This is a genomic window from Flavobacterium sp., assembly GCF_043779715.1.
In the GTDB taxonomy this organism is placed as follows: domain Bacteria; phylum Bacteroidota; class Bacteroidia; order Flavobacteriales; family Flavobacteriaceae; genus Flavobacterium.
This window is the reverse complement of sequence record NZ_JAYWDT010000241.1, coordinates 14,294-29,424: the sequence shown is the minus strand read 5'-3', so window position 1 is coordinate 29,424 and position 15,131 is coordinate 14,294. Positions and strand designations below refer to the sequence as shown.

The 15,131-nt window shown below is 33.9% G+C and carries 11 protein-coding genes; 4 read left to right on the top strand and 7 right to left on the bottom strand.

The window, feature by feature from the left end:
- Nucleotides 1-56: 56 nt before the first annotated feature.
- Entirely contained in the window at nt 57-2,669 is a 2,613-nt protein-coding gene (locus tag ACH2BG_RS11840; protein ID WP_395047900.1) for a T9SS-dependent M36 family metallopeptidase, read from the top strand.
- Between the two features lie 257 nt (nt 2,670-2,926).
- Nucleotides 2,927-4,468 (top strand): T9SS type A sorting domain-containing protein, encoded by a 1,542-nt coding sequence (locus ACH2BG_RS11835; protein ID WP_395047899.1) that lies wholly within the window; start codon nt 2,927-2,929, stop codon nt 4,466-4,468.
- Here ACH2BG_RS11835 and mfd read toward each other — a convergent pair.
- The 3 genes from mfd to ACH2BG_RS11820 form a co-directional block, all read right to left on the bottom strand.
- Nucleotides 4,465-7,773 carry a transcription-repair coupling factor gene (gene mfd, locus ACH2BG_RS11830; RefSeq protein WP_395047901.1) on the bottom strand — a complete coding sequence of 1,103 codons (3,309 nt, stop codon included), beginning with the start codon at nt 7,771-7,773 and terminating at the stop codon, nt 4,465-4,467. The two genes, ACH2BG_RS11835 and mfd, sit on opposite strands and share 4 nt — an antisense overlap.
- Nucleotides 7,774-7,917: 144 nt before the next feature.
- A complete protein-coding gene (locus ACH2BG_RS11825; protein ID WP_395047898.1) occupies nt 7,918-9,582 on the bottom strand; it encodes a T9SS sorting signal type C domain-containing protein in 1,665 nt (554 codons plus the stop codon).
- Between the two features lie 34 nt (nt 9,583-9,616).
- A complete protein-coding gene (locus ACH2BG_RS11820; RefSeq protein ID WP_395047897.1) occupies nt 9,617-10,210 on the bottom strand; it encodes a hypothetical protein in 594 nt (197 codons plus the stop codon).
- 120 nt (nt 10,211-10,330) lie between these two features.
- On the opposite strand from ACH2BG_RS11820, the gene ACH2BG_RS11815 reads away from it, so the two are divergent.
- Entirely contained in the window at nt 10,331-11,281 is a 951-nt protein-coding gene (locus ACH2BG_RS11815; protein WP_395047896.1) for an L-threonine 3-dehydrogenase, read from the top strand.
- A 205-nt stretch (nt 11,282-11,486) separates the two neighbouring features.
- Here the strand turns inward: ACH2BG_RS11815 and ACH2BG_RS11810 are convergent, their stop codons facing one another.
- From ACH2BG_RS11810 to ACH2BG_RS11800, 3 genes are all read right to left on the bottom strand, one after another.
- The gene (locus tag ACH2BG_RS11810; RefSeq protein WP_395047895.1) at nt 11,487-11,936 is read right to left on the bottom strand and encodes a GNAT family N-acetyltransferase; all 450 of its coding nucleotides are present in this window, start codon (nt 11,934-11,936) and stop codon (nt 11,487-11,489) included.
- A 2-nt stretch (nt 11,937-11,938) separates the two neighbouring features.
- Nucleotides 11,939-12,427, bottom strand: a complete 489-nt coding sequence (locus ACH2BG_RS11805; protein WP_395047894.1) for a nuclear transport factor 2 family protein — start codon at nt 12,425-12,427, stop codon at nt 11,939-11,941.
- A 68-nt stretch (nt 12,428-12,495) separates the two neighbouring features.
- Nucleotides 12,496-13,638, bottom strand: a complete 1,143-nt coding sequence (locus ACH2BG_RS11800; RefSeq protein ID WP_395047893.1) for a T9SS type A sorting domain-containing protein — start codon at nt 13,636-13,638, stop codon at nt 12,496-12,498.
- A 363-nt stretch (nt 13,639-14,001) separates the two neighbouring features.
- On the opposite strand from ACH2BG_RS11800, the gene ACH2BG_RS11795 reads away from it, so the two are divergent.
- Nucleotides 14,002-14,595, top strand: coding sequence for a 2OG-Fe(II) oxygenase (locus ACH2BG_RS11795; protein ID WP_395047892.1), 594 nt, complete (start codon nt 14,002-14,004; stop codon nt 14,593-14,595).
- Between the two features lie 154 nt (nt 14,596-14,749).
- On the opposite strand, the gene ACH2BG_RS11790 is transcribed toward ACH2BG_RS11795, so the two are convergent.
- Nucleotides 14,750-15,130: a hypothetical protein gene (locus tag ACH2BG_RS11790; protein WP_395047891.1), complete on the bottom strand. Its 381-nt coding sequence runs from the start codon at nt 15,128-15,130 to the stop codon at nt 14,750-14,752.
- Between the last annotated feature and the right edge of the window lies 1 nt (nt 15,131).

The window sequence follows — 15,131 nt, the reverse complement described above, 5'->3', positions numbered from 1 at the left end:
TTTTATTCTACTCATAAAAACTATATTTGCAGCAATAACCTAAAAACCTAACTGATATGAAAAAAATTATTTATTTAACATTTTTTCTATTTTCTTTATCTGGATTCTCACAAAATACAATAGAAAAAATAAAAGAATACCTCTCAAGTAATGCCAAAATTAAAGCATTAGGACTAACTTCTAACGACATAAATGATCTTGTTATTGTTAATGAATTCAGTTCTGAGTTTACCAAAATCAATAACTATCACGTTAAACAAAGAGTAAATGGAATTGAAATAATTAATTCCGATTCTAATTTTTTAATGAAAAATGAAGAGGTTTATGCCGGAGGAGAAGATTTTTACGGAAACATTTCCAGCAAAATAAATACTGCAACACCAGCTCTTCAAATCACAGAAGCCTTTACTTCGGCTCTTTCAAAATTAAATGCACCGCAAGTTAATAATGTCACTTTAATAGAATCGAACGGTTTTAAATATAAATTAACGAACGGAACCTTAAACCAAGATCCAATTAAAGCACAGTTAGTATATTTTTACACTGCAATAAACACTCTGAGATTGGGTTGGAACTTCGAATTTTACACACAAGACACCAAAAATCTTTGGAATGTTGTGATAGATGCTGTTGATGGAAAAATATTACAGAAATATGATTTAGTGATTTCTTGTTCTTTCGAAAACGATGCCAATCACAAACACGAAAAAGAGGTTTCAAATGCATTTAGTAAATGTTTTTTTAACGAAAAATTAAACCCTACAACCACAGCTCTAGCACCTGCAATAGGTAATTATAGAGTTTATCCATCAAATATCGAAAGCCCGAATCACGGATCTAGACAACTTATTTCTACCTCAGGAAATATAACAGCTTCACCTTACGGATGGCATGACACCAACGGAAACGATGCAGTTGAGTACACCATTACAAGAGGAAACAATGTTTATGCTCAAGAAGATATTAATGGAAATAACGGAACAGGAGCAAGTCCAAACGGAACCGCTTCTTTAACATTTGATTATACCTATGATGGGACAGGTGTTGCAGCATCTACCTATACAAATGCTGCGACGACCAATTTATTCTATATGAATAACATCATGCACGATGTGTATTACCAATATGGTTTTAATGAAGCAAACAAGAATTTCCAACAAAACAATTATGGAAGAGGTGGTACTGCTGGCGATTCTGTAATTGCTGAAGCTCAAGACGGAAGCGGGACTAACAACGCAAATTTTGCCACTCCAGCCGATGGAGGACAGCCAAGAATGCAAATGTATTTATGGACCAATGGTCCAGCACCAACTTTAACCATAAACTCACCAGCATCAATTGCAGGAGCATACAGCATTACTGATAATGGTTTTTCACCAGGTCATGTTGCAGTACCAGCTTCGCCTGGATTAACTAGAAATTTAGTGCTTTATAATGACGGAACACCTGACACTTCAGATGCTTGTACAGCCGCTACAAATGCCGCAGCATTAAATGGAAACATCGTAGTAATTAGAAGAGGTTCTTGTTCTTTTGCGATTAAAGCCAAAGCAGCTCAAAATGCGGGTGCTGTAGCGGTTATTATTGTAAATAATGTAGCGGGTGGAGCGCCAGGAATGTCAGGTGCAGACGCAACAATTACAATACCCGTAGTTAGTGTGACCCAAACAAATGGAGAAGCAATTATTGCTGCTATGGCTAATGGAACTGTTACCGTAAATGGAAATTTAACAGCCGCAGCGGGTACTTTTGTAAACTCCGATGGAGATTTTGACAACGGAATTGTTGCGCACGAATACGGACACGGAATTTCTACCCGATTAAGCGGAAATTGCTTAGGAGGAAGTGCTGAGCAAATGGGCGAGGGTTGGTCAGACTGGTTTTGGTTAATGCTTCAAATTAAAGCTACCGACAATGGTACCGAATCTAAAGGAATTGGAACATTCGCCACACAACAACCCACAACAGGCGTAGGAATTAGAAGTTATCCTTACTCGACAGACAGAGCTAAAAATCCATTCACCTTTGCAAGTAGCAACACACAAGCTGCTCCTCACGGTATTGGATCTGTTTGGTGTACTATTTTATGGGATTTAACTTGGGCGTATATTGATAAATACGGGTATAGTGCTGATGTTTATAACGGAACTAGTGGAAATAATAAAGTAATGAGATTGGTTTTAGACGCTATAAAAATTGATGGTTGTGACCCAACGTACATTAGCGGGCGTGACGCACTAATCGCTGCAGATCAAGCCACTACAGGAGGTCAAAACTATTGTATGATTTGGAAAGTCTTTGCTGAACGAGGTATGGGAACTGGAGCTTCATCAGAAGATTTACTTGACACTACGGATCAAATAGAAGACTTTACTCAACCCGCTCCAGGCCCAAATTGTACCTTAGGAATTAATTATTTTGAAAATCAGGATATGGTGTCAATTTATCCGAACCCATCAAATGGTTTAGTAACCATTAAGATAGAGAAATTTTCTGGAAAATTAAATTTACAAGTAATTGATATAAACGGTCGAGTGGTTTACACAGCTAACGATACCGATTTTAATACAGAAAAAACCTTAAACTTAAATCACTTACAATCTGGAATGTATGTGATTAAAATTAGCGGTGATGATTTAAACTATATTAAGAAAATTATCTTAAACTAAAATTTAAAAATACCCCAAAATAGTATCTAACTTTTTTGGGGTATTTCATTTAAAGATGTGCTTTGTTATTTCTAAACCATCTTAAAACTGGAATCTTAACTTGGAATTTAGATTTAAAACCAAACGAAACCAAGAAAATAAGGATTAGTTATTTGGTAAAATACCCTAAAGATAAAATTATTGGTAAATTATAAAAGATAAAAAATAGCTATAAGAAAATGTAGCTATTTTTTTATCTTTACATTTTAAGTAAAACTATGAAATCTTCAAAACTTATTTTTATCACATTATTAGTGACAACTTTTTGTTTAGCTCAACAAAATGTGATGATTAGCAATGTAAACAGTCCTTCCGAACCGTCTATTACAATAAACCCTAACAACACCGATCAGCTCATTGCTGGAGCAAACATAAACAATGTATACAATAGCAATGATGGAGGTTTAACTTGGACAAGAAACACAATGACATCTACTTATGGGGTTTGGGGAGATCCTGCAATAATTTGCGACAATAATAATAATTTTTACTTTTTTCATTTATCAAATCCTCCTTCAGGTGGAAATTGGATAGATAGAATTGTGTGTCAAAAAACGTCTAATTTAGGAACAACTTGGAGTACAGGAACCCATATGGGGCTTAATGGAACCAAAGCACAAGACAAAGAATGGGCGGTTTTTGATAATTTATCTCATAATATTTATGTTACTTGGACACAATTTGATGTTTATGGAAGTTCGAATGCAGCTAATAAAAGTAACATCTATTTTTCTAAATCTACTGATTTAGGCGCAACTTGGTCAACTGCATTAAAAATAAATAATATTAGTGGCAATTGTATAGACGATAGCAACACTGTGGAAGGTGCTGTTCCAACCGTGGGCCCTAATGGTGAAATTTATGTTTCGTGGACAGGCCCAAACGGATTGGTTTTTAAAAAATCTTTAGATCAAGGAACAACTTGGTCGCTGAGTGAAATTCCAGTATCAACAACAACAGGATGGGATTTTTCTGTTCCTGGAATAGATAGAGCAAACGGATTACCAATAACAGATTGTGATCGCAGTGGTGGTGCAAATAACGGAACAATTTACATAAACTGGTCTGACCAAAGAAATGGCACGAATGATACCGATATTTTTATAGCCAAATCAACTAATGGAGGAGTTACATGGAGTGCTCCAAAAAGAGTAAATAATGATCCCGCAGGAAAACAACAATTTTTTTCTTGGATGACAATAGACCAAACTAATGGTTATATTTATGTTGTTTTTTATGACCGAAGAAATCATGCTGACAATACCACAGATGTTTACTTAGCTTATTCAACTGACGGAGGAACAACATTTACAAACACAAAAATAAGTACCACTCCTTTTTTACCCGTTTCAACTTCGGTACTCAGTGATTATATTAACATAACGGCACATAACGGAGTAATCAGACCTATTTGGACAAGAATGGATAGTGGCGCAACAAGTATTTGGACAGCTTTGGTTTCACAATCCGCATTGAGTAGCCCAGAATTTGGTAAAGAAACTAGCGATAATGAGGTAAAAAACTACCCTAATCCATCTTCTGATGAAAGTTATTTTTCGTTTAAATTATATAAAGATAGTTTCGTTTCTATAAAAATTTATGACTTAAGCGGTAAAGAAGTTTATGAAATTACAAACCAAAATTTTCCAATGGGAAAACATGTTGTATCCATGAAAAGCAATACATTAAAATCAGGAGAATATATTTATAAAATCAAAACAGATTATTACACAAAATCTAAAAAAATGATTATTAATTAAACCATCTCCATCAATTCTAACGCTTTTTTAATGCTTTTTACATTTTCAAAAGTCAATAGCAATCGCAAACCATTTTTGGTTTCTTTTTCTTTCATTTTGCACAATTGCGGTTGCTTTTGTACAAATTGTAATACTTGATGAAAACGTTTCGATTGGTAATAATCACTTTGTTGGTCTGACACAAAATAACAAACCATTTTACCTTGTTTTAGGATTAGTTTTTCGACACCTATTTGGGTAGCAATCCATTTTATTCGCAAACTATTCAGTAAAGCGATAGCTTGTTTTGGCAAAGCCCCAAAACGGTCAATCAGTTGTTTTTCATATTCTTGCAAGCCATTTTCATCTTTTATAATCGCCAACGCATTGTATAAAGCTAATCTTTCGGTTACGCTATTAATGTAATCATCTGGGAACAATAATTCGAAATCAGAATCAATCTGCAAATCTTTTACATATTCTTTTTCTACCGTTTCATCGTCGTTCTCATACAAATCTTTAAATTCATTTTCTTTGAGTTCTTCGATGGCTTCATTCATAATTTTCTGATAGGTATCAAAACCAATTTCGTTTATGAAACCGCTTTGTTCTCCACCTAATAAATCTCCTGCGCCGCGAATTTCGAGATCTTTCATGGCAATATTTAAACCGCTTCCTAGTTCCGAAAATTGTTCTAAAGCTTGAATTCGTTTTCGAGCATCTTCGGTCATGACAGAATACGGCGGGCAGATAAAATAGCAAAAAGCTTTCTTATTACTTCGACCCACACGTCCTCGCATTTGATGCAAATCTGACAAACCAAAATTATTAGCATTGTTGATGAAAATTGTATTCGCATTAGGAACATCTAATCCACTTTCTATAATAGTTGTAGCTACTAGAACATCAAATTCACCTTCCATGAATGCCAACATGAGTTCCTCTAGTTTCTTGCCATCCATTTGTCCGTGACCAATACCAACTTTGGCATCAGGAACCAATCGCTGGATCATACCAGCGACTTCCTTGATGTTTTCTATTCGATTATTAATAAAAAACACTTGTCCGCCACGTTCAATTTCAAAAGAAATAGCATCGCGAATGGTTTCTTCATTAAAACCAACCACATTGGTTTCGATAGGATAACGATTGGGTGGCGGCGTGGTAATGACCGATAAATCCCTTGCTGCCATAAGCGAAAATTGTAATGTTCTCGGAATTGGCGTTGCCGTTAATGTTAGTGTATCAACATTTTGGGTAATGGTTTTGAGCTTGTCTTTTACGTTAACCCCAAATTTTTGTTCTTCATCAACAATAAGTAATCCTAAATCTTTAAAAATTACATTTTTGCTCACCAATTGATGCGTTCCTATAATAATATCGAGTCTTCCCGATTCTAAATCTCTAAGTGTTTCTGCTTTTTGTTTGGCGGTTCTAAATCGATTTACATAATTTATAGTAACCGGCATATCTTTTAACCTTTCGGTAAATGTTCGATAATGTTGGTATGCCAAAATCGTAGTTGGAACTAAAATAGCGACTTGTTTTCCGTTGTCAACTGCTTTAAATGCTGCTCTTATTGCGACTTCCGTTTTCCCGAAACCTACATCCCCGCAAACTAATCTGTCCATAGGACGATCACTTTCCATGTCGGCTTTGACTTCTTGGGTCGATTTTAGTTGGTCTGGTGTATCTTCATAAATAAACGAACTTTCTAATTCGTGTTGCAAATAACTATCGGGCGCAAACGCAAATCCTTTGTCCAATCTTCGTTTGGCATACAACTGAATTAAGTTGAATGCGATGTGTTTTACTCTGGCTTTGGTTTTTTGTTTTAAAGCTTTCCAAGCTCCAGAACCGAGTTTATAAATCTTAGGCGGCGCACCATCTTTCCCCGTATATTTCGAGATTTTATGCAACGAATGAATGCTTACATACACAATATCATTATCGGCATAAGCCAGTTTTATAGCTTCTTGTGTTTTGCCATCTACTTGTATTTTTTGTAGTCCGCCAAATTTTCCAATTCCGTGGTCTATGTGCGTTACATAATCGCCAACTACTAATGATGTCAGTTCTTTGAGCGTGATGGTTTGCTTTTTTGAATAACCATTTTTGATGCTAAATTTATGATAACGTTCAAAAATTTGATGGTCGGTATAACAAGCAATTTGGTTTTCTTCATCGATAAAACCTTGATACAATGGTAAAACAATAGTTTCGTATTGCTTGGTTATGGTTTCGTGATTTTGTTCGTCTAAACTCTCAAAAATATCATGAAAACGTTTGGCTTGCTGCTGGTTCGAACAGAATAGATAGTTTTTGTAATTGTGTTCCTGATTTTCTTTCAAATTATTTAATAATAAATCAAATTGCTTATTGAAAGAAGGTTGTGGTTTGATATGAAATTCGAAAGTTTCTGATGTTCTAAAAGTAGCTTTCGAAGCCGTTTCGACCACACAGAAATTTAAGGCTCGCTTGATGAATTCCTTCTGATTTAGAAATAATTGTTCTGGCGAAGCGTGTTTAATATCTTTATTTAACTTCTCGAAAGTCTCTTCGGCTTTGCCAAATAATTTATCTAATTGAGAAAGTAATAAATCGGTATTTTGAATAAAAACGGTTGTTCTTGCATTGATATATTGCAGGAAACTTTCTCTGTTTTCTTGTAAAAATTTATTTTCGAAATTGGGAATAATCGCAATTTTATTTTTCTTTTCGATTGATAGTTGTGTCGCCACATCGAAAGTTCGAATACTATCTACTTCGTTACCAAAAAACTCAATTCGATACGGATTGTCATTCGAAAACGAAAATACATCGAGAATACCGCCACGAACTGAAAATTCTCCAGGTTCAGTAATAAAATCGACTCTTTTGAATTCGTATTCAAATAAAACTTCATTTATAAAATCGATTGAAACTTGATCGCCAACCGAAATTTTTAAAGTATTTTTTTCTAATTCTTTTTTGGTTACTACTTTTTCAAAAATAGCTTCTGGGTAAGAAACAATAATGGCTGGTTTTTTGCGGGAATTTATTCGGTTTAAAACTTCCGATCGAAGCAAAATATTTGCATTGTCCGTATCTTCAATTTGGTAAGGTCTTCGGTAAGAACTTGGATAAAACAATACGTCTTGATCGCCAACGAGTTGCTCTAAATCGTTCAAGATATAAGCAGCTTCTTCCTTTTCGTTACACAATAACAGAAACGAATTTTCACTTTTTGCAAACAAAGCTTGAATGACAAACGAAAATGACGAACCAACCAATCCTTTAATATGAATTTTGTTGTCGCCAGTAATTGCTTTAGATATAGTAACTATTTTGGCTTGTTCGCTGTATTTTTTAGAGATGATTTCGGTACTCAATTGAAAATAATTTTATGCAAATATACTTTGACTTTTTATGCAAAAAAAATCCTGCCTCATTTCTATAACGAGACAGGATTTTTTTAATACGAATTGAAATTAAAAAATTAGTTTTTTAGTCACTATTTGATTGTTCTCTAATTCGGTTTTGATGATTAATGCTTGATTTTGTTTTTGAATATTTACAATTACGAATTTATTTTCATTTGCATTTTTTTTATCGAAAACCATACGACCTAAAACGTCATAAACCTGAATGTTTTTTATTTTTTCGGAAGTAGAGTTAACCAAAATTTCGTTATCATTTGCATTTACAAAAACAGAATTTTCATTTATAACAAAATTATTATTACTCAATAGTGGATTTAGATAATGTATTTTAAATCTATTATTGAAAGTCCCTACAGCAGTATTAAAATCATAAGAACTAATTTTTAAATTATGATATGTTCCTGTGTTTGTGTCTTCAATAAAAATATCTTTATCATCAAAAAAGATGTTTGTATGATCGATAGTAATTGTGTAATCGCCAGCAATTGTTGCATTGAAACCTAAACCGATTATATCATTTACATTCCAAGGATAAAACCTGCCTTGTATTCCGAAGCCAGAAGTGTAAGAAGGAATCATCGAATAAAAAGTGATTGCGCCTTCGGTAGATGCCAGTGCATCCGTACCAAAATCGTAACCATTTGTTGCGCCTTCTTCGTATCCAAAAGCAATTTGTTTAAATGCGCCTAAGGTATTTGTTAGGTTTAAATGGATATAATAATTTTGAGGAACAGTTTGTGTATGTCTATAAAACTGAGAATTATTGCCCGCAACCCTCATAATGTTTGTAAATGAAAATGTAGTTGTAGTCGCTGCCGATGCAAAAAACCCTTGCCCTGCCGCGATATAATCTCCTGGAACTGATCCGCCTGAGGTTGCTGCTGTTTGCGTTGTTCTTGTTCTAACAGCATAATCTGCTGTTGTAAAAACATTTGCGGCAATTGCAGTGTTGTGTGTCCAGAAATACAGACTTCCTAAATTAGAATTATCTAATAAACTAATTACGCTAATTGCTGAAGGGTAAGGATTTCCTATAAAATTATAATTCAATAAAATGGGATTAAAGGCAACTACATTTGTGGGTACGTAACCATTGTTTGGCGTCCCAATAAATTCTCCATTAAACGTTTGTGGTGTCGATGTGAAATTATCAGGTGCCCTAACTGCATATCCTTTTGTGGCTTGCATAACATTTGTAGGCGTTTCATTTACCCAAGCATTTGTAGTTGTGTCATAAGAATGATATCTACTAGGATTTGTGAGCGGTGAAAAACCTACTAATGTTTGTCCTGCAACTGGCGACGACCAATAAGTATATTCAAACTGCCTCATGGGCGTTGTATTTCTTTTGAAGTTTATATTCCCTGTATTTATAGCCAAAGGACTTATTTGCAGCAAACTAGCATTATTTTCGAAAACTAATTTTGAAAGTGCTCCCGTAACAGAAATATTGTTTTCAACCGTCAGCGTGTGTGGTGTAAGTCCTCCAAGAATCGTAACTACGGCATCGTTTGATACTGAAATAGATTTTGCCGAAAAATCGCCAATTGATGTATAATTTGCAGTAAAAACTACATCTTTTGTAATATCTGGATTTCCATTATCCCAAGAACCTGCCCAAGTTGTGGTTTGTCCTTGACTGATAGTCGAAACTAAAATTAATACTAGAAAAGTGAAAAAACCAAAATGTTTTGAAGTGTAATTTTTAATCATGTTTTTATTTTTTTGCAAATGTAATTATATCTTGTTAATTTTTAATTTCATTAGTTGAAGGAACATTTGTTGGCTGTGAACCGTTTAATGAATTAAGCATTTCTTGCTCTCCCTCTTCTTTCTGAATGTGGCTACGACGCACAATTTCTTCTATTTGATCTTGAAATGCAATCAATTCAATATTCAAATCGGTAATCAAAGTAACCACTTTTTTTTCAGGAATTCTGTCTAGATTTATAAATGTGTGTAGCGCTTTTACTTTTGTAATTATCGCCATCAATCTACTTTTTATTTGTGGCTTGCTAACTCTTTCAGGAATCGTATTGTTTAGAATTTCTACTTTTACAACCAAACTTTTGGTTTTTCGCTGAAAAGCGCCAATCGTTCCTTTGGGTTTTTGGTACAATTCCGAGGTAAACAATCTCCAGTCGCTCCAGTTGTTTGTAATAGTTTGTGCTTCTGGCGTTAAAGGTCTTGGTGCAAAATTCCATGTTTTGTTAATCATGCTAAAAACCAATTCTTTTTCTTTCAAAGCTTTGGCAATTTGCAGTTCATGTGTATTATCATCGTCTTTACAGCCCGTAAATAAAACCATCGATAACAAAAACAGTGAAACAATATATCTCATATCAGAAAATTTAACTAAAAAGCAAATGTAGTTATTTTTGGTTTTTGGTTTACCAAAGTGTTAAAGATGTTAACGCTATATTTTACGAAAATGGTATATTTGTATTTCAACATGACAAAAATGGACACGAAAATATTAATTATAGGTGCTTGCGGACAAATAGGAACCGAGCTAACGAACAAATTGCGAACGATTTACGGCAAAGACAATGTAATTGCTTCCGATATTAGGAAACTAAATACGGATATTGTAAACGAAGGAATTTTTGAAGTTGTAAATGCTTTAGATTATAATCAGATTGAGCATTTGCTAGAAAAATATCAAATTACCGATGTTTATTTGATGGCAGCGTTACTATCGGCAACGGCCGAGAAAAATCCTGCTTTTGCATGGGATTTGAATATGAATTCACTTTTTCACGTTTTGAATTTAGCGAAATCTGGAAAAATAAAAAAAATATTTTGGCCATCGAGTATTGCGGTTTTTGGTCCCACAACGCCAAGAGAAAATACGCCACAATACACCATTATGGAACCAAGTACGGTTTATGGGATTAGCAAACAAACTGGAGAACGCTGGTGCGAATATTATCACAAACAATATGGTGTTGATGTGCGAAGCATTAGATATCCTGGACTTATCAGTTGGAGTACGCCTCCAGGTGGCGGAACGACAGATTATGCAGTAGATATATACCACAAAGCAATTACCGATGGGAAATTCACATCGTTCTTGTCCGAAAACACTGGTTTGCCAATGATGTACATGGACGATGCTATAAAAGCCACCGTAAGCATCATGCAAGTCCCATCAGAAAATGTAAAAATCCGTTCGTCCTATAATTTGTCAGGTATGAGCTTTACACCAGCCGAAATTGCAGAAGAAATAAAGAAACATTTTCCAGATTTCACGATTGATTATGAACCAGATTTCCGTCAGAAAATTGCCGATTCTTGGCCAGCCAGTATCGATGATAGGGAAGCCAGAAAAGATTGGGGTTGGAAAAATGATTTCGATATGGAAAACATGACGGTAGAAATGATTACCAAACTAAAAGAAAATATTTACTAGTTTTTTAGAAAGAATAATTGTCATTTCGACGAAGGAGAAATCTCATAACGAAAAATTTGAGATTTCTCCTTCGTCGAAATGACAAAAATGGGTTTTATTACTTATTCTTCAACTTTTCAATAATTGGATTCTCAATAACTTCCTTTATTTTAAACTTCGTTGGTGTTGTCATTAGAAATCTCCATAGAAAGAACGTAGTGTTTTATTATTCATAAACCATATTATACAAATCGAATCCTTGCGCCCAATAATCGTTTTTTACTTCTTTGAGTACAAAACCATTTTTTTGATAAAATTTATAAACCAATTGTGACGTTCTAACCGATATGGTTTTAATTTCATTCATCGATTTAAGGATATCTAAACGATGTTTGAGTAATTTTGTTCCTGCTCCAATTCCTTGAAAATTTGGATGAATAAAATCCCAACTAATTTTTCCAATTGTGTTATTCTCCTCAAAATTAATTCCTCCAGCTCCAATAATTTGATTTTCAAAAACTAAAACATAATACTTATCTATTTCGTGGTCTAAATAATTATTTAAGTCAACTATTTCAGATTCTGCAAAATATTTGGGTACATTTAACTTTAATATTTCAAGTAGTTTTGGTTTATCTTCAGAATTATATTCTCTTATTATTAATTCATTGTTCATTTTTATTTCTTCAACTTTTCAATAATTGGATTTTCAATAACTTGCTTTATTTTGATTACTTCGTTGGTGTTGTCGTTAGGAATCGTCATGGAAAGAACATAGTGTTTTATTTTCCATTCATTTCCTGTTTTTACCAAAACGCCTGAGCCACGACAAATTTTCATTTGGGTGTTTAGTAATTCGTCAAACCAAGCGGTTTTTCCTGATTCATCCACATAAACATGACGTTCTAGAGCTGTAAAATTCCATGCTTTGCCTTTGTCGAAATAAGGTTTTGCAAACGCCATAAAATCTTTTTTGTTCCAGTTTTCGGTGGCATCGGTGCCAATAAAAATAGATTCATCGGACATCATCCCGAAATAAGTGTCAAATTTTGCTTCTGCGGCAGCTTTGTGCCAACTGTCTAAAACTGAATTTATCTTTGCTTTTTCGTTCGTTTGGGCTTTAGCTAAAATAGAAATCAAGCATAGTAAAAAAATAATTCTTTTCATTGAACTTTTAAAAACAAATTTATTAATTTTAATCAACTGTCAATTTCCATAATTTACCGTTATGTAAATTATTCAGTTTTTATAATTTTGAAAGAGTTATTTTCAATATTCAAAAAGTAAATACTTGGAGGTAAGTTCTCAATATCTATTCGTTGACTGGGTGAAATAATTTTTCCGTTTTTTACAATTTGCCCCATAATAGAAGTAAGTGTGTAGCTAATTTTCTCCGTAAAATTAACGTTGTTGATAGTTATAACAGAATTTGCAGGGTTGGGATAAATTGAAATGCCTGTTTTTTCAAAAGAGTTTGTAGATAATGTGCTAATTAACCCATCTTTGTCATATCTTGAAAAGAATTCCCATATTCTTATAGAAGCATTTTCTTGAAGACCCGCTGTAGTCGTCTTTGGCCATTCATGGCCTCTTCCAGTAATTTTTATAAACTCAATTGTGGAACCGTTATTACCATTCTCATAGACATTTCGTTCCGTATTAGAATTGATATTGGTTGTGATGGGATTTGGATTGGTATTATTGAAATTTTTCCAATAATTAAAAACATTACTTAACGGCGCTCCTCCATTTCCTCCATTTATCGGTATCACATTGTCATTTGTTCCCGTAATTTGCATAATTGGCATTTGATGTTGCGGATTACAAGTAGGGTTATTTCCGCCTATCCAACTTGGATTCATACTCCCTGCAACAGAAGCAATTGCTGCAATTTTTGTACTTAATTCACACGCTAATCGGTAGCTAAAAAAACCACCATTGGAAAATCCTGCAGCATATACTCTTTTATTGTTTATGTTATAAACAGAAGAAATTCTATCAATTAAACTACTTGCAAAACCAATATCATCTGCATTTCCGCCAAAGCTTAACCCTATGCTCCAGCCAGCTAATCCTCCTAAGCCCTGCGGAATAGCATAAATGAAATTATTCGCATCAGCTAAGACTTCCATTTGAGAATCACTATATATTGAACTTATACTATTTGTAAACCCATGAAAAAGTAATACTAAAGGAACGGGTTGCGAACTATTATAATTTGCAGGAATATAAATAGAGTACTGTCTGTTTCCTGAAGAATGCTGTAATGTCTGACTTTGTAAGTATTGACCTTGACCTGTATTTTGTGCAAAAGAAAATATAGGAGATAACGCTATTATGAAAAGTAAAATTGATGTAATTTTTTTTTGTATAAACACTGATTTTTATTTTTTATTATTTGTGTGAATTTAATTTATTCTGCATGCATAGCAAATTCCAAACTGTTAAATAAAAGTTAATAACGATAAAGTGTCTTATAAATTAGATGAAATAAAAAGTTGAATAAATTTTCTATAGTTAATTCGCGACACTAGTTATTTCAAATAAATTTTAACAATGTTTAGTAATTTATTTTACTAATCCATTCAACAATGTCGGGACTAATATTACCAAATCGCTGATGCATATTCTTTGAATTTCACAAGACATGGCAAAAACCTCAAAGAACAATTGCAGACGATTGTAGTTTATTAAGACTACCTTGTGCCATTGCTTGTCTATTCAGGTAGTCAAACAATCTTATGGAAAATAGTTTTGAAACACTAATTGCCTCTTATATTGAAAATAAAGTAGGTATCTCCCAACATTTTTTGAGTGATGAACTAGCCAACCACCTCAAGGAAAATTTACTTTCTCTGCACCACGAAAATAAATTGCTCACCGCCGGAACTGGCAACGCCGACAAACTGATACACAACACCGCGATACGAAACGATGTAATTTATTGGCTCGACAAAAAGAACAATAATGCACACGAAAATGCATTTTTTGTACAAATTGAAGCTTTTATAGAGTATCTAAACATTTCTTGTTATGCAGGAATTACGGGTTATGAGTTTCATTATTCTTTGTACGAAACAGGCAGTTTTTACAGGAAACATTTAGACCAGTTTCAGGATAATTCGAGTAGACAATTCTCGATGATTAGCTATTTAAACGCCGACTGGCAAGAAAATGATGGTGGCGAATTGCTTATTCATCAGTTAGACAATGACCAGAAAATATCGCCTACGCAAGGCAAAACAGTTTTCTTCAAAAGTAACGAACTCGTTCATGAGGTTTTGGTTACCAATGAAAGACGAATGAGTGTGACGGGTTGGTTGAAGCGGGATTAATGCCATTTAGTATTTGAATTTACTAGAATAGAAAAAACACTCTGTTTGTCATTCCGACGAAGGAGGAATCTCATAATATGGGGATCTTAATGAGATTCCTCCTTCGTCGAACCCGCGCCTGAAAGTGCGAACTGGCGGAGCAATGACAATATTCTTAAAATTTATAACCAACACCAAAAGTCCAAATCATATTGTTTTTAACATCATAACCATAATATGGCGCTATAAACAACCATTTGTTATGTTCGACAATAGGAGAAAAAGCCAGTTTTGGATATACTTTTTTATCTAAATAGATTAGAGATGGAAAGGCGCCAATTCCGATTTTGAAATGATTCCTTAGTTTGTATTTTAAACTTGGTCCGCCAACATTCAGTGCTATCACTTTATTACTAACAGAAAGTCCTATCATTCCTTCAAATCCGGCGTCGATTTTACTTTCAGATTTGGGTTTTTCTTCTATTTGTGCAAAGCTGAAAAAGCAAGAAAATAGCATTAAACCCAAAATCTGTTTTTTTAAGAACTTAAATTTCATT